Genomic DNA, 20050 nt, shown 5'->3' on the forward strand with positions numbered 1-20050 from the left:
TTTCATGGCCCTAATGTGAATGTTGGATAATTGAAATGGATGTATCCTGTAAAAGCCCGATTAGTGGGGCTAATAATCAGTCGGGGATGAAGAAAACCCCCACTGATTAAAGTTTCATTTTATATAGAAAAATTTCGTAGATTCTATTTCTCCTCGGATGAGCATATTGTGAAGTAGCAAGTCCGAGGAGGGACATGGATGACGGTTGAACAACTAGTACCTTTGATTATAATGGCATTTGCCTTAGGGATGGATGCATTTTCTGTAAGCCTCGGCATGGGTATGGTAACGCTCAGAATGCGACAAATCATTTATATCGGTATGACAATAGGACTATTTCATATTGTTATGCCGTTTCTCGGTATGATACTAGGTCGTTTTTTATCAGAGAAATTTGGGCATATTGCGACTGTTGCTGGGGCTATTCTGTTAATTGGATTAGGATTTTATATTGTGTACTCTTCCATCTTAGAAAGCGAAGAAACTAGGTCTGCTCCGGTAGGAATTAGCTTATTGGTATTTGCATTTAGTGTAAGTATAGATAGCTTTTCAGTTGGGCTCAGCCTCGGGATTTACGGAGCACAAATGGTTGTAACAATATTGCTGTTTGGATTAGTCAGTATGATATTAGCGTGGGGTGGTTTACTTATTGGAAGACATGCAAAGCATATGCTCGGTACATATGGTGAAGTACTCGGTGGTATCATTCTTGTCGGGTTTGGACTCAGCCTGCTCTTTTCGATATAATCTTGTTATCATGTAAGGAAATGGAAGGCTGGAGAAATGATATATTCGGTTTTTAATGTTTTTTCTAAGATGGTTACGCCGGCTTATTGTTTGGAGAATTATTTTACAAATAGCGGTACTTGACTGGCTGAAGTTAATTCGAGAATGGTAACGGAAGACTCTTTCCTGTACAACCTTACTGTTTCTATCATTGCTTGTCGTACTAAAAACAACTCTAACTCTTATACATAGAAGGGATGGTACAAGTGACAAGAGTAAAACAAATTTTTGGTATTATTATTAGCTTTTTCGTATTTTGGTTTAGTATGCTCGGTGTACAAATGTTTGCTGAGTTTTTAGATATAAGTTCTTTAAAATTTATTGAGGGAAAAACAGAGGCGGCTCGTATGTTTTATTCACCGTATCCATTTTTTATCGTTTTTCTTATTACATTGCTCTCTTTATATTTCTTTGTTGTGAAACTTGGAAAGACGAAGAAGGAAAAGGCGCCTACGCTAGAAGAAAAGCGTGAGGAAATATAAAAAATCCCCCGCTTATAATGGCGGGGGATTTTTTGTTGTGGAATGAACGAGCCGCTTTCGCTTTTGAATATATCCAGCTCCAGCGGCAAGAATGGTCGGTGGCTTCGCATCTTCCTGCAAGGCAAAGAGCGCCTCTACGTCAGAAGCTCCATCCTCCTCCCATTCTGAACGAGCCGCTTCCGCTTTTAGTTGTATCTAGCTCTGCCTCCTAGGCCCTAGAGTCTAAGAACCTTCCCCACAAGAAGGTAAAAAGCACCTTCTGTGGGAAGCACCTTAGCCACCGGGCCTGAACAGTCGGCTCCGCTTTTAAATAGGCCTTACAAGCTCAAATTGTTCGCCTAATTTCGCGTAGTTGTGCCCTGCTAATCGGCTTACTGGTTTTAGTTCTTCTGCATGAATTCGTCCGTTTTCATATAAATGTTCTGCGACGTGGAACCGGACAACGCGGCCGATTAGTAGGTCACATGCTGGAGAGTCTTCTGTTCCACCTAGTGGAATGGCACGTTCTAATATGCACTCCATTCGAATATTCGCTTCTTTTACGCCTGGTACGGAGATGACATCACTTTCGATCGGGGTTAGTTTCGCTAATTCAATTTCACTTTGATTTGGAGGAAGGTTTGCGGCAGTTTCATTGATGGCCTCCACATAGGATTCATCGGAAATATGTACAACAAATTCACCTTTTTCAATGGCGTTTCGAGAAGTATCTTTTCTTTCTCCTCCTTTACGTTGTACGGAAACAGAAATGAGCGGCGGATTAGCAGCAACGATATTAAAATAGCTATATGGAGCCCCGTTTAAAACACCATCTTTTGTTACAGAAGTTACAAATGCTACAGGGCGCGGAATGATACTCCCTGTTAATAATTTGTAATTATCTTTTTCTGTTTGTTCATTTGGATTGATTGAAAGCATATTTGTAATCTCCCTTCCTCTATATGAATACTTCCTTGTTTGTTTACAAGATAATGGAGAGAAACTCCTGCTAAAAAAATATTTTTTTGACGCTTTTTGTAAATGAGAAAAAAGAATAGGAGTAGATTCCAGCTTGGAATCTACTCCTATCACTAATAAATATATAAATACATTTTGATTTTTCAACATATAAGTCGCGGCTATGAAGAATAAAAGATGATCTGCACTCATTTTCTCGCTTTGTTTTCACCTGGCATGGGGCAGGAAAAAGATCTGACCGCTGCTATGCATGGCCGGATGCTCTCTCCCACCTAAAAAAGTTTTTTTCAATTTGCACTTATATATCTTGGAATTGAGATAACTGATTAAAGTAAAACGTAAGCGCCAGGTCCAGTTAATGCAACACCAACTGCAATAGCGATTAAGATCATGTTATATTCAAACCCGTTTTGTGTTACCCAGTAGCCATTTTTTCCGTGTACAGTAAAGATTGCAACTAGCATTGTACCAACGATAAATAATGAGCCAACCCAAGTGAAGATACCTGCAGCGAATAAGAAACCACCTAATAGCTCAGTTGCGCCAGCCATAAATGCCATGAATACGCCAGGGCGTAAGCCGATTGATTCCATCCAGCCGCCTGTTCCTTTCAGGCCGTGACCACCAAACCAGCCAAATAATTTTTGAGTACCGTGACCCATGAATGTAATTCCGATAATAAGACGAATAAGAAGAAGACCGATGTTCATCATTTATAAAACCCCCAAAAAGTTATTTACTTACCTTATGTAAGTTATAATAAATGAGTTACTTACTTTAGTCAAGTAACTTTCTTGTGAAATTTGAAGAAAATTTTACAAATCAATAATAAAAAATAAATATGTAGTAAAGACCTTTAGACGAGTGGGAGAAAAAAAGAGAAAATACAAGTAAGAAGTTAATTCTCATTATTGTTATTCAGACAATCTGAATTGACTGGAATTTTGCAAAGCGATACAATAAGGGTCTATTGGTAATAACGTAATTCTTTTCGAAAGCGTTTTTACAATATAATATTTGAAGTATGAAGTCTTACATGTAGATTAGTTATTACTAGGGATTGCCCTATACATTTTCACCCTAATTATGAGGAGGATATCCTATGTTTAAAAAATTATTTGGCCTTGGCTCAAAAACAAATGCAGAAACAATCTTAGCTCCATTAACTGGAGAAGTGAAAAATATTGAAGAAGTACCAGATCCAGTATTCGCTGGTCGTATGATGGGTAACGGTGTTGCAATCGTTCCAACTGAAGGTGTAGTTGTATCACCAGTAGACGGTGAAATCGTACAATTATTCCATACAAAACACGCTGTTGGAATTAAAGCGAAAAACGGTACAGAAATTTTAATCCACATTGGTTTAGAAACTGTAAAAATGGGAGGCGAAGGTTTCGAAGCTCACGTATCTGAAGGACAAGCTGTGAAAGCTGGCGATAAATTAATTTCTTTCGATTTAGAATTAATTCGCGAAAAAGCAAAAAGTACAATTACTCCAATTGTTATTACAAATACAGATGCAGCTGAATCTATTAATACAACTGTAGGTGTTTCAGCTACAAAAGGTTCAACAGAAGTAATGAAAGTTACAATGAAATAATGATTTTTTGTAAGGAATCCATTTTATATGAAATGGATTCCTTATTTTATTTAGTCGTAAGTTTTTTTCGTGGGATGTTTTAGTGATGTATGATGTTATATTGAAGGTACTTGGGACTAGGGTTTTACATATATGTGGATAAGGCGTATTTCTCTTAGAAAAAATAAAAGGGAAATGCGCCTTTTGTATGTTCACATTTCTTTTGTTCCATTGTAATGTACGTTATGATGAATGTAAGACATTCACCATAAGGAGTGGATTTGGATGAAGCGAGTGTTGTTTGTTTGCACTGGAAATACATGTCGTAGCCCAATGGCAGAAGCGTTGCTTCGTCACTATGGAGAAGGGAAATTTGAGGCGAAGTCTGCGGGTGTTTTTGCCAGTTTTGGAAGTGATGCATCTTTACATGCAAAAGATGCATTAGCAGAAAAGGGGATTAAAGTAGAGCATGCTTCGCAGCAAATAACGGATGGATTACTTGAGTGGGCTGATATGGTACTCACGATGACGGAAAGCCATAAACAACTTGTGGTTGGATATCACCCGAGTGCTAGGGAGAAAGTGCATACATTCTATGAATTTGTAGAGGGTACAAGTAAAGATATTTCAGACCCGTTTGGCGGTTCTCTTTCCATTTATCAATCAACATTAGTAGAGATGGAAAAACTTGTACAAACTTTATTGGAAAAATATTCAGAGGGTTAATGTTTCGTGTATAATACGATATTGGAGATGATCTTGCTTGGAATGAGCAAGTGAGTATCAAACTTTTGCAATCATTCATCAGTGGGGATAAGTAATCCTACTTGATAGAAGTTTCACTAAAATTTTGGAGGGGTCAAAATGAAAGTAGTAGTAGCATCTGATCACGGTGGAATGAATATCCGCAAAGAAATCGTAAGTTTATTAGAAGAATTGAATATTGAATATGTTGATTTAGGATGTGAATGTGAAGCAGGTTCTGTTGATTATCCTGATTTTGCATTTCCAGCGGCAGAAATGGTTGCAAATGGTGAAGTAGACCGTGGTATTTTAATTTGTGGAACAGGCATTGGTATGTCAATTGCAGCAAATAAAGTACACGGTATTCGCTGTGCGTTAGTACATGATACATTTAGTGCAAGAGCAACAAGAGAACATAATGATACGAATATGTTAGCGATGGGTGAGCGTGTAATTGGTGCTGGTTTAGCGCGTGATATCGCAAAAATTTGGCTAACAACTGATTATGAAGGCGGACGTCACGAAAATCGCGTAGGGAAAATTAAAACATACGAAGCGAAGTAATCTTCTATTAGGACATACTATAATTTGTTGAACCAATCTGTGAAAGGAAGAGGCGTCATGACGGAAATAGTAAAAATGAAAGAGCAGCTACAAATATCGCTTTCTGATTTTCAAGAGCAAGCTTCTTTACAAAGCGGGCAAATTTTTGTAGTGGGCTGTAGCACGAGCGAGGTGCTCGGAGAGAGAATTGGGACATCAGGAACGATGGAAGTGGCGGAAGCGATTTTTTTTGAGCTAAAACAATTTCAAGAGCAAACTGGTATAGAGTTGGCATTCCAATGTTGTGAGCATTTAAATCGTGCTTTAGTAGTAGAGAGAGAAGTAGCAATGAAGTATCAATTTGAAATTGTAACTGTTACGCCTGTTAGATCAGCCGGTGGTGCATTAGCAACATATGCCTATCACAATCTAAAGGATCCTGTAGTCGTAGAATTTATAAAAGCAGATGCGGGCATGGATATCGGTGATACATTTATTGGTATGCATCTAAAACATGTTGCGGTTCCAATTCGTACACGTGTAAAAGAGATTGGAAGTGCACACGTAACGATGGCTAAAACACGTGCGAAACTTATTGGTGGGGCACGTGCTGTATATGCGGCAGTAGAAGAAACAGTTACTTGTAGCTAAAAATAAAGAAGAAACAGAAATACTGTATCCTTTATATAACATGTAAAGAGGTATGTAGTCTGACTTCGCAAAGGATAAAAGAAAAGACCGAACGCGGTCTTTTTTTCTTTTATGATATAGAAAGTCATGTTAGAATGTAGTTGAAAACATGAAGGTTCTAAAGAATTACAACTTGAATTTTCGTTTTTTCTCAACAAATAAGAAAAAACTATCGGGAATCAGTGTAATTCGTTCAGAAAAGGGGGATTTTGGTGGATCATTTAAAACGTCAAGATGAAAAGGTATTTGCTGCAATTGAAGCAGAACTAGGAAGACAACGTTCAAAAATTGAATTAATTGCTTCAGAAAACTTCGTAAGTGAAGCTGTAATGGAAGCACAAGGTTCTGTTTTAACAAACAAGTATGCAGAAGGATATCCTGGTAAACGTTACTATGGCGGTTGTGAGCATGTAGACGTAGCAGAGGATATTGCACGTGATCGCGCAAAAGAAATCTTTGGCGCAGAGCATGTGAACGTTCAACCACACTCTGGTGCACAAGCGAACATGGCTGTATACTTCACGATTTTAGAGCAAGGCGATACAGTACTTGGTATGAATTTATCCCACGGTGGTCACTTAACACACGGAAGCCCTGTTAACTTCAGTGGGGTACAATATAATTTCGTAGAATATGGCGTTGATGCTGAATCACACCGCATCAATTATGATGATGTGTTAGCGAAAGCAAAAGAACATAAGCCAAAATTAATCGTTGCAGGTGCAAGTGCGTACCCTCGTGTTATCGATTTCAAGAGATTTCGTGAAATCGCAGACGAAGTTGGTGCATACTTAATGGTGGATATGGCACATATCGCAGGTTTAGTTGCAGCAGGTTTACATCCAAACCCAGTACCACATGCACATTTCGTTACAACAACAACACATAAAACATTACGTGGCCCACGTGGCGGTATGATTTTATGTGAAGAAAAATTTGCAAAGCAAATTGATAAATCAATCTTCCCTGGTATTCAAGGTGGACCACTAATGCACGTAATTGCTGCAAAAGCTGTTGCATTTGGTGAGGCACTTCAAGAAGACTTTAAAACATATGCACAAAATATCATTAATAATGCACAGCGCTTAGCAGAAGGTCTTCAAAAAGAAGGACTTACACTTGTTTCTGGTGGAACAGACAACCATCTTATCTTAATCGATGTTCGTAACCTAGATATTACAGGTAAAGTTGCAGAGCATGTATTAGATGAAGTTGGTATTACTGTAAACAAGAACACAATCCCATTTGAAACAGCAAGCCCATTTGTAACAAGCGGCGTACGTATTGGTACAGCGGCGGTAACATCTCGTGGCTTCGGATTAGAAGAAATGGATGAAATTGCAGCAATTATTGCTCATACGTTAAAAAATCATGAGGATGAAGTTGCATTAGAAGAAGCACGTAAGCGTGTAGAAGCATTAACAGATAAGTTCCCAATGTATACAGATCTATAATAAATTAGATGAAGACTGCTGAAGCATATATTGTTTCAGCAGTCTTTTTATTTCTAAAAGTATTTTTTAATATATAGTTTTTTAGAATATTGTTTATTTAATATTTTAAAGGAAGAATTATTTCTATTGAAGAAGGAAACACTGAAAATATTGGTTCTTGGTCTGTTATTCATATAATGGATGATGATGGACAGTCTTATCAAATTATTATGTTGAAATCAGCCGGAGAAAATGTTTCTGGTGGAACAATAAATGTACAATTCTTTGTTGGTTCTCACGTAGAAAAGTTATAATTTTATATTTTAAAAACTAGAGAGAAAGCAGCCTAAGTAAAAAATGGCTGCTTTTTTTATAAAAAATAATAACAGTGGTTTATAAGGGCACATATCACTTCTTAAGTATGTATACAAATCATGAATAAATTTTGGATATATAATGAAGGATATGACTTCCATAATTGGTAAAGGTATTAGGTGGGTTCATAATGAAATTGAAACTTTTCCAAATTTGCCCTTGAATATTAGTAGCGTTTTCTTTACAATCGTAAATAGTGTAAAACGGCGTGTACGCACGCATGAATATCATCTGAAGGAGAGATTCACATGGGAAAACTGTATGTATTTGATCACCCGTTAATTCAACATAAGATTACATATATTCGCGATAAAAATACAGGCACAAAAGAATTTCGTGAATTAGTGGATGAAGTAGCAAGCTTAATGGCATTTGAAATTACACGCGATCTTCCACTTGAAGAAATCGAAATTGAAACACCTGTAAGCAAAGCGAAAACAAAAGTGATCGCTGGTAAAAAGCTTGGTCTAATTCCGATTTTACGTGCAGGTTTAGGGATGGTAGATGGAATTCTAAAATTAATTCCAGCAGCAAAAGTAGGACACGTTGGTTTATATCGTGACCCGAAAACATTGCAACCGGTAGAATACTATGTGAAACTTCCAACGGATGTAGAAGAACGTGACTTTATCGTACTTGATCCGATGCTAGCAACAGGTGGTTCGGCAGCTGAAGCAATTAACTCTCTGAAAAAACGCGGTGCGAAGCAAATTAAATTAATGTGTATCGTAGCTGCACCAGAAGGAGTAAAAGTAGTACAAGAAGAACATCCTGATGTTGATATTTATGTAGCGGCATTAGATGAGAAATTAAATGACCATGGTTATGTTGTTCCAGGTCTTGGCGATGCTGGTGACCGTTTATTTGGAACGAAGTAAGACAACAGACGAGAGGGAATTCCCCACTCGTCTTTTTTGTGTAAATATTGAGGGTAGGGGAGGAGTGTGGTATTTTTTGTATATGCAACATAACTTGCATATTTTTCACATATAATATAGAAGTCAAACGTCTAATAAGTCCTATATTATAGAAGAAAAACGTTATATCGTAAAAATATAATCGTGACAAACTTGTGAACTTTTTCTTCTATTATAAGGAGAAAACTTGAAGGAATCAGATATCTTTGACCAGTATTTAGAAGGGGAACGTTTTCATTTTTGGCAAGAAATTACTAATACTCAAATTTTTTGATTTTTTACGATTTCTCGTTGACAGTGCTAATACCCTATTGTATGCTAACTACGGGGATGGATGGTAGGGCTTTCAGTGACAAATTTGCATCTATTCCGTGACGAAAAAGTAAACTTTTTATTTTGTATAGAATTTATGCAAGAAAATGAGTTATTATTAACACATCGTGAATGAGGGTTACATATTGGAGGGATGAATCCTTGCAAAAAAACGATCGCAACCCGGTAAAAGCTTATGCTTTAATGTCAGGTATTCTTGCTCAGTTAGTTGGTTCGATTCTTGTTGGAATCTTTGGTGGGCAATGGATTGATAGTAAGGTTGGAACGTTTCCGTTGTTTCTTATTGTAGGCTTATTGCTTGGATTAGGAACAGGGATTTACGCAATGATTCGACTCATTCGACATTACTATTCGGGAGAGCAATGATGATAGACGTACATGGACTTGTCCAAAGACAAAAGAAATATATGTACTACTTGCTTGCGCTTCTTGTGCTAGGATGGGGATTTACCTCTTACAAGGATGTATTTCTTGGGCTGATTATCGGAACGATTTTCAGTTTTCTTAGTTTGCGCATCATTGCACGTAGAACAGACAAGCTATTAGATCGCGTTACAAATGGAGAAAACGTGAAATTTAAAGCAACGGCTGTAAGTACATATTCGAGATTTGCTACGATTGGGTTATTAATTTTATTTGCAGCGAAATATCAGCATTTAATTGCGATGTGGAGCTTAGGTGTGGGATTGCTGACAGGATATCTTGTCATGATCATAGATTATCTTTATTTAGAGTATAAGAGCAGGGAAGAGAGGTGAATTACTAGTGGAACACGGTAAATTAGTTGAATTTCTAGGTTTAACGTTCGATTTATCCTCAGTCATGATGGTTACTGTGGCAGCAGTTATTGTTTTCTTAATCGCTGTTATCGGGACTCGCAGCTTAGCTCTTCGTCCGACAGGAATGCAAAACTTCCTTGAATGGGTGTTAGACTTTGCGAAAGGGATTATTAACAGTACGATGGACTGGAAAACAGGTGGACGCTTCTTAACATTGGGCGTGACACTTATGATGTTTATTTTCGTATCAAACATGCTCGGTCTACCATTCATGTACTCAACAACTGAGGCTGGCGAACACATTGCATGGTGGAGATCACCAACGTCTGACCCAGCAGTTACATTAACATTAGCCGTGATGGTAGTTACCCTCACCCATTATTATGGAATTAAAATGAAGGGTACGAAAGAATACTTAAAAGGGTTTTTCCAACCTATGAAATTCTTGTTTCCTTTAAAGGTTATTGAGGAATTTGCGAACACATTAACGTTAGGTCTTCGTTTATTCGGTAACATTTATGCAGGTGAGATTTTATTAGGATTACTTGCTAAATTAGGCGGAAGTACAGTACTTGGAGCATTCGGTGCTATTGTACCAATGTTAGCATGGATGGGATTCAGTGTGTTCGTTGGTTCAATCCAAGCATTTATCTTTACAATGTTAACGATGGTTTATATGGCTCATAAAGTAAGTCATGACCATTAATATACTTTAATAAGTAAGTAAAAAAATCTATTTTTTTATAATACAAAGGAGGACAAATTAAATGAGTTTAGGTGTAATCGCAGCTGCAATTGCAATTGGTTTATCAGCATTAGGTGCAGGTATTGGTAACGGTCTTATCGTATCACGTACAATCGAAGGTGTTGCTCGTCAACCAGAATTAAAAGGCGCACTTCAAACAATTATGTTCATCGGGGTTGCATTAGTTGAGGCACTTCCAATCATCGGTGTAGTTATTGCATTCATCGTAATGAACAAATAAGGGAGACTCCCCTTACATAGATGGCGAAGAGTGTTTTTGGACTTTCTTCGCCATTGCTTTATGAACGAAATGGTTGTCTTTTTTTTTCATATAGTAAATTTAGATATCACGAAGGGAGTGAATCCTTGTGCCAACTTTAATTTTAGGAGCTGCCATTCCATTTGGAACGATTGCTTATACATTGTTAGTTTTCCTAATTTTATTAATCATGCTACGTAAATTTGCTTGGGGTCCTTTGATGGGAATTATGAAGGAACGTGAAGAGCATGTTGCTAGTGAAATCGACGCTGCAGAAAAGAACAACGTAGAGGCGAAAAAATTAGTGGAAGAACAACGTGAAATGTTAAAACAATCACGTGTTGAAGCACAAGAGTTAATCGAAAGAGCGAAAAAGCAAGCAGAAGATCAAAAAGATGTTATTGTTGCTGCTGCAAAAGAAGAAGCAGAATCTATTAAAGCATCTGCTGTACAAGAAATTCAACGCGAAAAAGAGCATGCGATTGCTGCTCTGCAAGAACAAGTTGCTTCTTTATCTGTTCAAATTGCTTCTAAAGTAATTGAGAAAGAATTAAAAGAAGAAGACCAAGTGAAGTTAATTCGCGAGTATATTAAAGAAGTAGGAGAAGCGCGATGAGCAATGAGATTGTAGCAAAACGTTATGCTGTCGCTCTTTTTCAAATTGCAAAAGAAAAACACGTATTAGAAATGTTTGAAGAGGAATTACGCCTTGTACAAAACGTTTTTGTAAAGAACGGAGAACTACATAGCTTTTTAACACAACCAAACATTTCAAAGGAACAGAAAAAAACGTTTCTTTCTAACGTGTTTGCTTCTGTTTCTGAATCAATTTTAAATACGCTATATATTTTAGTTGATAACAAACGTATTGAAATTCTACCTGAAATTGCAAATGAATATGTTGTTCTTGCTAATGAAGAACGCAACGTTGCTGATGCGACTGTATATTCAGTTCGTCCTCTATCAGAAGATGAAAAGCTTAGCATTGCAGAGTCATTTGCAAAGAGAACAGGAAAAGATGCAATTCGTATTAAAAATGTTGTAGATGAAGATTTACTAGGCGGCATTAAAGTACGCATTGGAAATCGCATTTATGATGGCAGTTTACAAGGAAAGTTAGCACGTATTCAGCGTGAACTTATGAAGAATAGATAGGGGTGAAGCACATGAGCATCAGAGCTGAAGAAATTAGCGCACTGATAAAGCAACAAATCGAGAACTATCAGTCTGAAATCGAAGTTAGTGATGTTGGTACAGTTATCCAAGTTGGTGATGGTATCGCACGTGCTCATGGTCTTGATAGCGTTATGGCTGGTGAACTTGTAGAGTTCTCTAACGGCGTTATGGGGCTAGCACAAAACTTAGAGGAAAACAACGTAGGTATCATTATTTTAGGACCTTACACAGAAATCCGTGAAGGTGACGAAGTTCGTCGTACTGGCCGCATCATGCAAGTACCAGTAGGGAAAGAACTAATCGGTCGTGTTGTAAACCCATTAGGTCAACCAGTAGATGGTTTAGGCCCAATTAATACAACAAACACTCGTCCAATCGAAAGTCCAGCACCAGGTGTAATGGATCGTAAATCTGTTCATGAACCACTTCAAACAGGTATTAAAGCGATCGATGCGCTTGTACCAATTGGCCGTGGTCAACGTGAGTTAATCATTGGTGACCGCCAAACTGGTAAAACAGCAGTTGCACTTGATACAATCTTGAATCAAAAAGATGAAGATATGATTTGTATCTACGTTGCAATTGGACAAAAAGAATCTACAGTACGTAACGTAGTAGAAACACTACGTAAGCATGGTGCATTAGAATACACAATCGTTGTAACAGCATCAGCTTCTCAACCAGCTCCATTATTATACTTAGCTGCTTACGCTGGTGTAACAATGGGTGAAGAGTTCATGTACAACGGAAAACACGTATTAGTAGTATATGATGACTTATCAAAACAAGCAGCTGCTTACCGTGAGCTGTCATTACTATTACGTCGTCCTCCAGGTCGTGAAGCATATCCAGGGGATGTATTCTACTTACATTCTCGTTTACTAGAACGTGCAGCAAAATTAAGCGATGCAAAAGGCGGCGGTTCTTTAACAGCTCTACCTTTCATCGAAACACAAGCAGGGGACGTATCAGCTTACATCCCAACAAACGTAATCTCTATCACAGATGGACAAATCTTCTTACAATCTGATTTATTCTTCTCTGGCGTACGTCCAGCAATCGATGCAGGTACTTCAGTATCTCGTGTTGGTGGATCTGCTCAGATTAAAGCGATGAGTAAAGTATCAGGTACACTTCGTCTTGACCTTGCATCTTATCGTGAGTTAGAAGCGTTCGCTCAGTTCGGTTCTGACCTTGATAAAGCAACACAAGCGAAATTAAACCGTGGTGCTCGCACAGTTGAAGTATTAAAACAAGGATTACACAAACCGTTACGAGTAGAGAAGCAAGTTATCATTCTTTACGCTCTAACACGTGGATTCCTAGATGATATCCCAGTAGCAGATATCACTCGTTTTGAAGAAGAATTCCATGCTTGGTTAGATTCAAATGCAGCTGAATTATTAAGCGAAATTCGCACAACAAAGAAACTTGCGGATGACGACAAATTTGCAGCAGCAATCAACGGATTCAAAAAAGTATTCGTAGCTTCTGAATAATAAAAAGCGGAGCCGATTGTTTAGCCCCGCCGGCTAAGGTTCTTTCCCACAGAAGGTGCTTTTCACCTTCTTGTGGGGAAGGTTCTTAGACGAAATGGGCTAGGAGGCAGAGCTAGATTATATAAAAAGGCAACTCTTACAGGAATTGCTGACGGTTATGTAGAGGAAAAGAGTAGGTGCACCTATTCTTTTCCTTCAATCATGAGCAAGAATATCTTGCAACGTAGATTAGGAAGATGAATCAAAAGGATTCTTACTAATCGTGCCAACTTCCGGAAAAAAGGTGGTGAAAACCTGTGGCATCTTTACGCGATATAAAAGCGAAAATTAACTCGACAAAGAAAACGAGTCAAATTACGAAAGCGATGGAGATGGTATCTGCATCGAAGTTAAGTCGTGCAGAGCAAAATGCTAAATCTTTCGTTCCGTATATGGAAAAGATTCAAGAAGTGGTAGCGAGCATTGCGCAAGGTAGCAAAGGGATCAATCATCCAATGCTAACAGCGCGTCCTGTAAAACGTACAGGATACATCGTTATTACATCTGATCGCGGACTAGCAGGTGGTTATAACAGTAACGTATTACGTACGGTAAGTAATGTAATTCGTGAACGTCATAATATGGATTCAAACCAATATTCAATTATTGTGCTTGGACGACTAGGACGTGATTATTTAAAACGTCGCGGCTTTAACATTATTGATGAAGTAGTTGGATTATCTGATCACCCATCATTTACAGATGTTAAAGACCTTGCTTCTCGAGCAATTGCGATGTTCGCAGATGGTGCTTATGATGAGTTGTATATTTACTACAACCATTTTGTAAGTAAAATTTCACAAGAAGTAACGGAAAATAAAATTTTACCGCTTACGGAAGTGACGTCGGACAAACCGACGACAGCTTATGAATTCGAACCTTCTGAAGAAGATATCTTAAAAGTATTATTGCCACAATACGCAGAAAGCTTAGTGTACGGTGCATTACTAGATGGTAAAGCAAGTGAACACGCAGCGCGTATGACAGCAATGAAAAGTGCTACAGACAACGCAATGGAAGTTATCGATTCACTTACACTTTCATTCAACCGTGCTCGTCAAGCAGCGATTACGCAAGAAATTACGGAAATCGTTGGTGGCGCAGCAGCGTTAGAATAGTAATAAAAGGCGGAAGCGGTTTGTTCAGAATGAGAGGGGGATGGAGCTTTTGACGTAGAGGCGTTTTGTGCCTCGCAGGAAAAAGCGAAGCCACCGATCCTTCTAGCCGCTGCAGCTAGAGTAATAAAAGGCGGAAGCGGCTCTTTCGGAAGAGTCGCTCAAGCTACACTAATAAAAAATGAAAGCCGACTCTCATAGAAAGTTGGCTAATTTAAAGAAAGCTAGGAGGGAACCCGATGAATAAAGGGCGCGTTACGCAAATCATGGGTCCGGTTGTAGACGTTAAGTTTGACGGCGGAAAGCTACCTGAAATCTACAATGCCCTTAGAATTAAACAAGACGCAGTTAACTTAACTTTAGAAGTTGCGCTTCACTTAGGTGATGATACAGTTCGTACAGTTGCGATGTCTTCCACAGACGGACTTGTTCGTGGTACAGAAGTAGAAGATACTGGTAAACCAATCTCTGTTCCGGTTGGTGATGCAACACTTGGTCGTGTATTTAACGTATTAGGTGATGCAATTGACTTAGATGGTGAAGTTGCAGCGGATGTACGCCGTGATCCAATTCACCGTCAAGCACCTGCATTCGAAGAGTTATCTACGAAAGTAGAAATTCTTGAAACTGGTATTAAAGTAGTAGACTTACTTGCACCATACATTAAAGGTGGTAAAATCGGTCTATTTGGTGGTGCCGGTGTAGGTAAAACAGTATTAATTCAGGAATTAATTAACAACATCGCACAAGAGCACGGTGGTATCTCTGTATTCGCTGGTGTAGGTGAGCGTACTCGTGAAGGTAACGACTTATACCATGAAATGAGCGATTCTGGCGTAATCAAGAAAACTGCGATGGTATTCGGACAAATGAACGAGCCACCTGGTGCACGTCAACGTGTTGCATTAACAGGTTTAACAATGGCTGAACATTTCCGTGATGAGCAAGGACAAGACGTACTATTGTTCATCGATAACATCTTCCGTTTCACGCAAGCGGGTTCTGAAGTATCTGCCCTTCTTGGTCGTATGCCATCTGCGGTAGGTTACCAGCCAACACTTGCAACAGAAATGGGTCAATTACAAGAGCGTATTACATCTACAAATAAAGGGTCTATCACGTCTATCCAAGCGGTATATGTACCAGCCGATGACTATACTGACCCAGCACCAGCTACAACGTTCGCTCACTTAGATGCAACAACAAACTTAGAGCGTCGTTTAACACAAATGGGTATTTACCCAGCGGTAGATCCATTAGCATCTACATCTCGTGCACTTTCTCCAGAAATCGTAGGAGAAGAGCATTATGAAGTAGCTCGTAAAGTACAGCAAACTCTTCAACGTTATAAAGAGCTTCAAGATATCATCGCTATCTTAGGTATGGATGAGATCTCTGAAGAAGATAAGTTAGTTGTACAACGTGCCCGTCGCATTCAGTTCTTCTTATCACAGAACTTCCACGTAGCAGAGCAATTTACAGGTCAAAAAGGTTCTTACGTACCTGTAAAAGAAACAGTTCGTGGTTTCAAAGAAATTCTAGAAGGAAAATATGATGACCTTCCAGAAGATGCATTCCGTCTTGTTGGTAGTATCGAAGAAGTTATTGAAAACGCGAAGAAAATGATGGCGTAAGGCCTTAGGAGGGACGAATTATGAAGACATTTCCAGTCAGTATTGTAACTCCTGATGGACCGGTTTACGAAAAAGAAGTAGAAATGGTAAGTGTAAAAGCAGAGAGCGGGGAAATGGGGATCTTACCAGGTCACATTCCAACTGTTGCACCGCTGAAAATTAGTGCGATTCGTTTGAAGAATGGCGGTCACACTGATTATATAGCAGTAAGCGGTGGCTTTATCGAAGTTCGTCCAGATAAAGTAACAGTATTAGCACCATCTGCTGAAGAAGCAAACCATATCGATATTCATCGTGCAAACGAATCGAAGCGCCGTGCTGAGCAACGTATGCAAGATAAACAAGTACATGTTGACTTCAAGCGTGCAGAACTGGCGCTGCAGCGTGCAGTAAACCGTTTGAACGTTTCCGATATGAAATAAGAAAATCCGTAAAGGTTCATTCCTTTACGGATTTTTTTGTTTTATAACTTATGGGTAACAACACTTTCTTTTTTTAGACATTGTTGATTCGTTGTATAATTATATAACGAAAAAATATTTCCAAAAATGGTATAATTATTCTGATTCTATCTAGGAAAAAGCTTTACAAGTTTGATTAGAAAAGGAGATGAGAAAGTGATTAGTGAAATGAAACGAGAAGCTTTACAATCATTAAGGGGAAAATGGGGGCTTGGCGTAGGTTCAACACTCTTATATGTTATTTTAAGTTATATTATATCAACAGTTGCAACTCTTATTGTCATTATTCCTTTTGTTCTTTTATTTATGTCACTTGGTAGTTCTATCGATTTATTTGAAGTGGAAACGGCGACAATCGGTTTTATTGTTACTTTCGTTATTTTGTATGGGCTTATAATGGTTATGAATCTTGGAACATATGGTATTACAGCGTATGGTTACACGAATGTGTTTTTAAATATTAGCAGGAGAAAAGGTGCTACAATAGATGCTTTATTTGAAGGTTTTCGTGGTTTTAGAAGAATGATGAATGCTGCAAAGGCGATGCTTTTAATCTTTTTATATTCTGGAATATGGATTCCCTTCGTGCTAATGATTATTGTTGGTTTGTTAGGAGATGAGACAGGGGGTGCTGGGGAAGGGTCAGCAATCGCATTTTTTGTTTTATTACTTGTTTCATTTATTGTCATTATTATTGCGTACTTTTCATATACGATGACTTATTATGTTATGATAGACAATCCGGAATATGGTGTTTTACAAGCGATGAAAGAAAGTAAAAAAATAATGAAAGGACATAAAATGGATTTATTCCTTTTATGGCTTAGTTTCATTGGTTGGGGAATATTAGCGATGATTCCTTTCGGGTTTGGGTTGCTTTGGCTCTGTCCATATATTAGTACAACGACTGCTCATTTTTATCAGTATGTATCAGAGAAAGCATAGCATCTTTATTTAGGAATTGGTTTTCTATGGTTAGCTCCATATTTTTACACGACATTTGCTGCGTTTTATAAGGAAATTTCAAAGAAATATTATAAAAAAGAAGATACTACTTTTTAAAAAACCGACTAGCATGAAATTAATCATTCATGCTAGTTTTTTTATGAGAATGAAATTAGTTACAATTGCTGTACACCAAGTAACATAGGGGGGGAAGTCATCCTCTAGTTACTTGGTTTTTCTTTTTCCCAATATATCGACATAGGAATTTGAAGTTTGTTATAATGAGAATAATAGTCTCATTATTTAGAAAAATTTAAAAATAATAAATAATGCAGGTTAGACATATTGTTTACTAAGTGAACTTGTTCTTAATTTAGGGGGGAGGGTTTCAGGGTGGCGAATGTATATGAAAATAGTTATATGATTGTTGGGATCTTTTTACTATTGGGCATATTACTACCGGTGGTGGCCCTTACATTAGGCAAGCTGCTGCGCCCACATAAACCAAGTGCAGCAAAGGCAACGACGTACGAAAGCGGAATTGAACCCTATCATGATGCAAATGTTCGTTTTCATGCTCGTTATTATATTTTTGCATTATTGTTTGTCATTTTTGATGTGGAAACTGTATTTTTATATCCGTGGGCTGTCGCATATGACAAGCTTGGTTTGTTCGCGCTTATTGAAATGTTGATCTTTGTCATTATGTTGCTCATTGGTTTGGCCTATGCTTGGAAAAAGAAGGTGTTACAATGGTTATAAATTTTGAAGATTTACATCCAGGGGAACGAGCGGAATTAGAGAGAAATATCTTTTTTACAACACTTGAACAGATAAAAGGATGGGCGCGTAGTAATTCTTTATGGCCGATGACATTTGGACTTGCATGCTGCGCGATTGAAATGATGGGAGTTGGCTCATCGCATTATGATCTAGACCGGTTTGGGTCATTTTTCCGGACATCGCCGAGGCAATCAGATGTCATGATTGTTTCAGGAACAGTAACAAAGAAAATGGCCCCAATTGTGCGTCGCTTATACGATCAAATGCCAGAACCGAAATGGGTTATTGCAATGGGTTCTTGTGCAACAGCTGGTGGCCCGTATGTGAACTCGTATGCTGTTGTGAAAGGGGTAGACCAAATCGTACCGGTAGATGTGTACATTCCAGGATGTCCCCCGAACCCAGCTGCTTTAATTTATGGGATTAATAAATTAAAAGAGAAGATTCGTTACGAAGCAAAGACTGGAAAGCAGGTGACGAATAGATGAGCGATCCGAATAAAGAGATAGAGGACATGAAAAAAGAGGCGGCAAGACATGCGAAAGAAGAAGCGCGGAAACGGCTTGCTGCAAGGCATGAGGCGGAAATGTCTAAGGATGAGGTACAAGGAGAAGAAAAAGAGAAAGCGCTACCAAAAGATGCGGAGATAAATATAGAGGAAGCAAAACGACTTGCCGCGGCAGCAGCAAAAGCAAAGGCGGCAGCGTTAGCGAAGCAGAAAGAAACAGAAGGCAAAGCGATATCGGAAGAGGAAAGGGCAAAAGCGGCAGCGCTAGCAAAGCAGAAAGGAGCAGAAGGCGAAGCGATATCGGAAGAGGAAAAAGCAAAAGCGGCAGCGTTAGCAAAACAGAAAGCGACAGAAGGCGGAGCGATATCGGAAGAGGAAAAAGCAAAAGCGAAGGCGAAAGCCGCGGCGGCAGCAAAGGCAAAAGCGGCAGCGCTAGCAAAACAGAAAGCGACAGAAGGCGGAGCGATATCGGAAGAGGAAAAAGCAAAAGCGAAGGCGAAAGCCGCGGCAGCAGCAAAGGCAAAAGCGGCAGCGTTAGCAAAACAGAAAGCGACAGAAGGCGGAGCGATATCGGAAGAGGAAAAAGCAAAAGCGAAGGCGAAAGCCGCGGCGGCAGCAAAGGCAAAAGCGGCAGCGCTAGCAAAGCAGAAAGGAGCAAAAGGCGGAGCGCCATCTAACGATGAAAAGGCAAAGGCAATTGCAGTGGCGAAAGCAAAGGCAGCAGCTGCTGCCAAGGCAAAAGGTGCTGCGGGTAAGAAGGAAGAAGAGCCGAAGCAGGAAGAACCATCACCGAATCAGCCATATTTAGATGCTTATGTAAAGATTATTAAGGAGAAGACAGGCGAACATTCATTAGTAGACTACTATATTAATAAACTTTCAAAAGATGTACCAACGCTTGTTGTTGAGCTGAAGAATTACTATGAAGTGATGGAATTATTAAAGTGTCATGAAGGACTTGCCTTTGATTATATGTCGGAGTTACATGCGACGGATTTCGTTACACATATGGAAGTGTATGTCCATTTGTTTTCATATGGAAAGCGTCAATCTGTAGCAGTGAAGGTGAAGGTAGATAGGGGGGCGCCGCGGGTAGCATCGATTGCGCCGCTATGGCACGGGGCGAACTGGCCAGAGCGAGAAGCGTATGATTTGCTTGGTGTTATCTTTGAAGGTCATCCCAATTTAACGCGTATTTTAATGCCGGATGATTGGGCGGGTTATCCGCTTCGAAAAGATTATGAGCCTTTGGATGTGGAGGTGTAGCA

Annotated in this window: 25 protein-coding genes and 1 pseudogene; 24 read left to right on the forward strand and 2 right to left on the reverse strand. The window is 38.9% G+C overall.

What is annotated here, in order from left to right; translation table 11 throughout:
- The first annotated feature begins 198 nt into the window (after positions 1 to 198).
- Positions 199 to 747, forward strand: coding sequence for a manganese efflux pump MntP (locus MHH45_RS17280; protein ID WP_016112692.1), 549 nt, complete (start codon positions 199 to 201; stop codon positions 745 to 747).
- 245 nt (positions 748 to 992) lie between these two features.
- A complete protein-coding gene (locus MHH45_RS17285; protein ID WP_016112691.1) occupies positions 993 to 1268 on the forward strand; it encodes a DUF3935 domain-containing protein in 276 nt (91 codons plus the stop codon).
- Positions 1269 to 1574: 306 nt separating this feature from the next.
- Here the strand turns inward: MHH45_RS17285 and MHH45_RS17290 are convergent, their stop codons facing one another.
- A complete protein-coding gene (locus MHH45_RS17290) occupies positions 1575 to 2186 on the reverse strand; it encodes a flavin reductase family protein (RefSeq protein WP_000949053.1) in 612 nt (203 codons plus the stop codon).
- A gap of 365 nt (positions 2187 to 2551) precedes the next feature.
- Complete coding sequence (locus tag MHH45_RS17295) at positions 2552 to 2938, reverse strand: DoxX family protein (protein WP_016112690.1); 387 nt, start codon at positions 2936 to 2938, stop codon at positions 2552 to 2554.
- A 389-nt stretch (positions 2939 to 3327) separates the two neighbouring features.
- Between MHH45_RS17295 and MHH45_RS17300 the strand changes: the two genes are divergently transcribed.
- The 22 genes and pseudogenes from MHH45_RS17300 to MHH45_RS17400 all read left to right on the forward strand — a co-directional run bounded on the left by MHH45_RS17300 (position 3328) and on the right by MHH45_RS17400 (position 20048).
- The gene (locus MHH45_RS17300) at positions 3328 to 3825 is read left to right on the forward strand and encodes a PTS sugar transporter subunit IIA (protein WP_016112689.1); all 498 of its coding nucleotides are present in this window, start codon (positions 3328 to 3330) and stop codon (positions 3823 to 3825) included.
- 264 nt (positions 3826 to 4089) lie between these two features.
- Positions 4090 to 4530, forward strand: coding sequence for a low molecular weight protein arginine phosphatase (locus MHH45_RS17305; protein WP_016112688.1), 441 nt, complete (start codon positions 4090 to 4092; stop codon positions 4528 to 4530).
- A gap of 138 nt (positions 4531 to 4668) precedes the next feature.
- Positions 4669 to 5112 carry a ribose 5-phosphate isomerase B gene (gene rpiB / locus MHH45_RS17310; RefSeq protein ID WP_003202270.1) on the forward strand — a complete coding sequence of 148 codons (444 nt, stop codon included), beginning with the start codon at positions 4669 to 4671 and terminating at the stop codon, positions 5110 to 5112.
- Between the two features lie 57 nt (positions 5113 to 5169).
- Complete coding sequence (locus MHH45_RS17315) at positions 5170 to 5742, forward strand: TIGR01440 family protein (protein WP_016112687.1); 573 nt, start codon at positions 5170 to 5172, stop codon at positions 5740 to 5742.
- A gap of 251 nt (positions 5743 to 5993) precedes the next feature.
- Positions 5994 to 7235, forward strand: a complete 1242-nt coding sequence (glyA, locus tag MHH45_RS17320; protein ID WP_016112686.1) for a serine hydroxymethyltransferase — start codon at positions 5994 to 5996, stop codon at positions 7233 to 7235.
- 602 nt (positions 7236 to 7837) lie between these two features.
- The gene (upp, locus tag MHH45_RS17325) at positions 7838 to 8467 is read left to right on the forward strand and encodes a uracil phosphoribosyltransferase (RefSeq protein ID WP_003202275.1); all 630 of its coding nucleotides are present in this window, start codon (positions 7838 to 7840) and stop codon (positions 8465 to 8467) included.
- Positions 8468 to 8840: 373 nt separating this feature from the next.
- The gene (locus MHH45_RS17330) at positions 8841 to 8954 is read left to right on the forward strand and encodes a DUF4024 domain-containing protein (RefSeq protein ID WP_003202277.1); all 114 of its coding nucleotides are present in this window, start codon (positions 8841 to 8843) and stop codon (positions 8952 to 8954) included.
- Positions 8955 to 8980: 26 nt separating this feature from the next.
- Entirely contained in the window at positions 8981 to 9205 is a 225-nt protein-coding gene (locus MHH45_RS17335; protein WP_016112685.1) for an AtpZ/AtpI family protein, read from the forward strand.
- Positions 9205 to 9597 (forward strand): ATP synthase subunit I, encoded by a 393-nt coding sequence (locus tag MHH45_RS17340; protein WP_016112684.1) that lies wholly within the window; start codon positions 9205 to 9207, stop codon positions 9595 to 9597. The genes MHH45_RS17335 and MHH45_RS17340 overlap by 1 nt, the downstream gene beginning before the upstream one ends.
- 7 nt (positions 9598 to 9604) lie before the next feature.
- A complete protein-coding gene (gene atpB / locus MHH45_RS17345; RefSeq protein ID WP_016112683.1) occupies positions 9605 to 10324 on the forward strand; it encodes a F0F1 ATP synthase subunit A in 720 nt (239 codons plus the stop codon).
- A gap of 61 nt (positions 10325 to 10385) precedes the next feature.
- On the forward strand, positions 10386 to 10604 hold the full coding sequence (gene atpE, locus MHH45_RS17350) for a F0F1 ATP synthase subunit C (protein ID WP_000052064.1): 219 nt from the start codon (positions 10386 to 10388) through the stop codon (positions 10602 to 10604).
- Positions 10605 to 10731: 127 nt separating this feature from the next.
- Positions 10732 to 11238, forward strand: coding sequence for a F0F1 ATP synthase subunit B (gene atpF / locus MHH45_RS17355; protein ID WP_016112682.1), 507 nt, complete (start codon positions 10732 to 10734; stop codon positions 11236 to 11238).
- Complete coding sequence (locus tag MHH45_RS17360; protein WP_016112681.1) at positions 11235 to 11777, forward strand: F0F1 ATP synthase subunit delta; 543 nt, start codon at positions 11235 to 11237, stop codon at positions 11775 to 11777. The genes atpF and MHH45_RS17360 overlap by 4 nt, the downstream gene beginning before the upstream one ends.
- Before the next feature lie 11 nt (positions 11778 to 11788).
- On the forward strand, positions 11789 to 13297 hold the full coding sequence (gene atpA / locus MHH45_RS17365) for a F0F1 ATP synthase subunit alpha (RefSeq protein WP_016112680.1): 1509 nt from the start codon (positions 11789 to 11791) through the stop codon (positions 13295 to 13297).
- A gap of 296 nt (positions 13298 to 13593) precedes the next feature.
- Positions 13594 to 14454 (forward strand): F0F1 ATP synthase subunit gamma, encoded by an 861-nt coding sequence (atpG, locus tag MHH45_RS17370; protein WP_003202288.1) that lies wholly within the window; start codon positions 13594 to 13596, stop codon positions 14452 to 14454.
- Positions 14455 to 14690: 236 nt separating this feature from the next.
- Positions 14691 to 16085: a F0F1 ATP synthase subunit beta gene (gene atpD / locus MHH45_RS17375; RefSeq protein ID WP_016112679.1), complete on the forward strand. Its 1395-nt coding sequence runs from the start codon at positions 14691 to 14693 to the stop codon at positions 16083 to 16085.
- Between the two features lie 20 nt (positions 16086 to 16105).
- Complete coding sequence (gene atpC / locus MHH45_RS17380; RefSeq protein ID WP_016112678.1) at positions 16106 to 16507, forward strand: F0F1 ATP synthase subunit epsilon; 402 nt, start codon at positions 16106 to 16108, stop codon at positions 16505 to 16507.
- A 195-nt stretch (positions 16508 to 16702) separates the two neighbouring features.
- Positions 16703 to 17491 carry a DUF975 family protein gene (locus MHH45_RS17385; protein WP_016112677.1) on the forward strand — a complete coding sequence of 263 codons (789 nt, stop codon included), beginning with the start codon at positions 16703 to 16705 and terminating at the stop codon, positions 17489 to 17491.
- Between the two features lie 3 nt (positions 17492 to 17494).
- Positions 17495 to 17608, forward strand: a pseudogene (locus MHH45_RS28100) (DUF975 family protein); the annotation flags it as partial.
- Between the two features lie 276 nt (positions 17609 to 17884).
- Positions 17885 to 18253, forward strand: a complete 369-nt coding sequence (locus MHH45_RS17390) for an NADH-quinone oxidoreductase subunit A (RefSeq protein WP_003202297.1) — start codon at positions 17885 to 17887, stop codon at positions 18251 to 18253.
- Positions 18244 to 18762, forward strand: coding sequence for an NADH-quinone oxidoreductase subunit NuoB (gene nuoB / locus MHH45_RS17395; RefSeq protein ID WP_018764931.1), 519 nt, complete (start codon positions 18244 to 18246; stop codon positions 18760 to 18762). The genes MHH45_RS17390 and nuoB overlap by 10 nt, the downstream gene beginning before the upstream one ends.
- Positions 18759 to 20048 carry an NADH-quinone oxidoreductase subunit C gene (locus MHH45_RS17400; protein ID WP_340862626.1) on the forward strand — a complete coding sequence of 430 codons (1290 nt, stop codon included), beginning with the start codon at positions 18759 to 18761 and terminating at the stop codon, positions 20046 to 20048. Before nuoB ends, MHH45_RS17400 begins: the two co-directional genes overlap by 4 nt.
- Positions 20049 to 20050 lie beyond the last annotated feature (2 nt).

The organism is Bacillus sp. FSL K6-0042 (assembly GCF_038006685.1).
Taxonomy (GTDB): Bacteria; Bacillota; Bacilli; order Bacillales; family Bacillaceae_G; genus Bacillus_A; species Bacillus_A pseudomycoides.

Bases quoted from the DNA above. Each gene is read 5' to 3' on its own strand.
- MHH45_RS17330 (WP_003202277.1), top strand. From the start codon at position 8,841: ATGGTAGGGCTTTCAGTGACAAATTTGCATCTATTCCGTGACGAAAAA.
- MHH45_RS17340 (WP_016112684.1), top strand. From the start codon at position 9,205: ATGATAGACGTACATGGACTTGTCCAAAGACAAAAGAAATATATGTAC.
- MHH45_RS17300 (WP_016112689.1), top strand. From the start codon at position 3,328: ATGTTTAAAAAATTATTTGGCCTTGGCTCAAAAACAAATGCAGAAACA.
- MHH45_RS17400 (WP_340862626.1), top strand. From the start codon at position 18,759: ATGAGCGATCCGAATAAAGAGATAGAGGACATGAAAAAAGAGGCGGCA.
- MHH45_RS17295 (WP_016112690.1), bottom strand. From the start codon at position 2,938: ATGATGAACATCGGTCTTCTTCTTATTCGTCTTATTATCGGAATTACA.
- nuoB (WP_018764931.1), top strand. From the start codon at position 18,244: ATGGTTATAAATTTTGAAGATTTACATCCAGGGGAACGAGCGGAATTA.
- upp (WP_003202275.1), top strand. From the start codon at position 7,838: ATGGGAAAACTGTATGTATTTGATCACCCGTTAATTCAACATAAGATT.
- MHH45_RS17305 (WP_016112688.1), top strand. From the start codon at position 4,090: ATGAAGCGAGTGTTGTTTGTTTGCACTGGAAATACATGTCGTAGCCCA.
- atpE (WP_000052064.1), top strand. From the start codon at position 10,386: ATGAGTTTAGGTGTAATCGCAGCTGCAATTGCAATTGGTTTATCAGCA.
- MHH45_RS17280 (WP_016112692.1), top strand. From the start codon at position 199: ATGACGGTTGAACAACTAGTACCTTTGATTATAATGGCATTTGCCTTA.
- rpiB (WP_003202270.1), top strand. From the start codon at position 4,669: ATGAAAGTAGTAGTAGCATCTGATCACGGTGGAATGAATATCCGCAAA.
- atpD (WP_016112679.1), top strand. From the start codon at position 14,691: ATGAATAAAGGGCGCGTTACGCAAATCATGGGTCCGGTTGTAGACGTT.
- atpA (WP_016112680.1), top strand. From the start codon at position 11,789: ATGAGCATCAGAGCTGAAGAAATTAGCGCACTGATAAAGCAACAAATC.
- MHH45_RS17290 (WP_000949053.1), bottom strand. From the start codon at position 2,186: ATGCTTTCAATCAATCCAAATGAACAAACAGAAAAAGATAATTACAAA.
- MHH45_RS17360 (WP_016112681.1), top strand. From the start codon at position 11,235: ATGAGCAATGAGATTGTAGCAAAACGTTATGCTGTCGCTCTTTTTCAA.
- atpC (WP_016112678.1), top strand. From the start codon at position 16,106: ATGAAGACATTTCCAGTCAGTATTGTAACTCCTGATGGACCGGTTTAC.
- MHH45_RS17315 (WP_016112687.1), top strand. From the start codon at position 5,170: ATGACGGAAATAGTAAAAATGAAAGAGCAGCTACAAATATCGCTTTCT.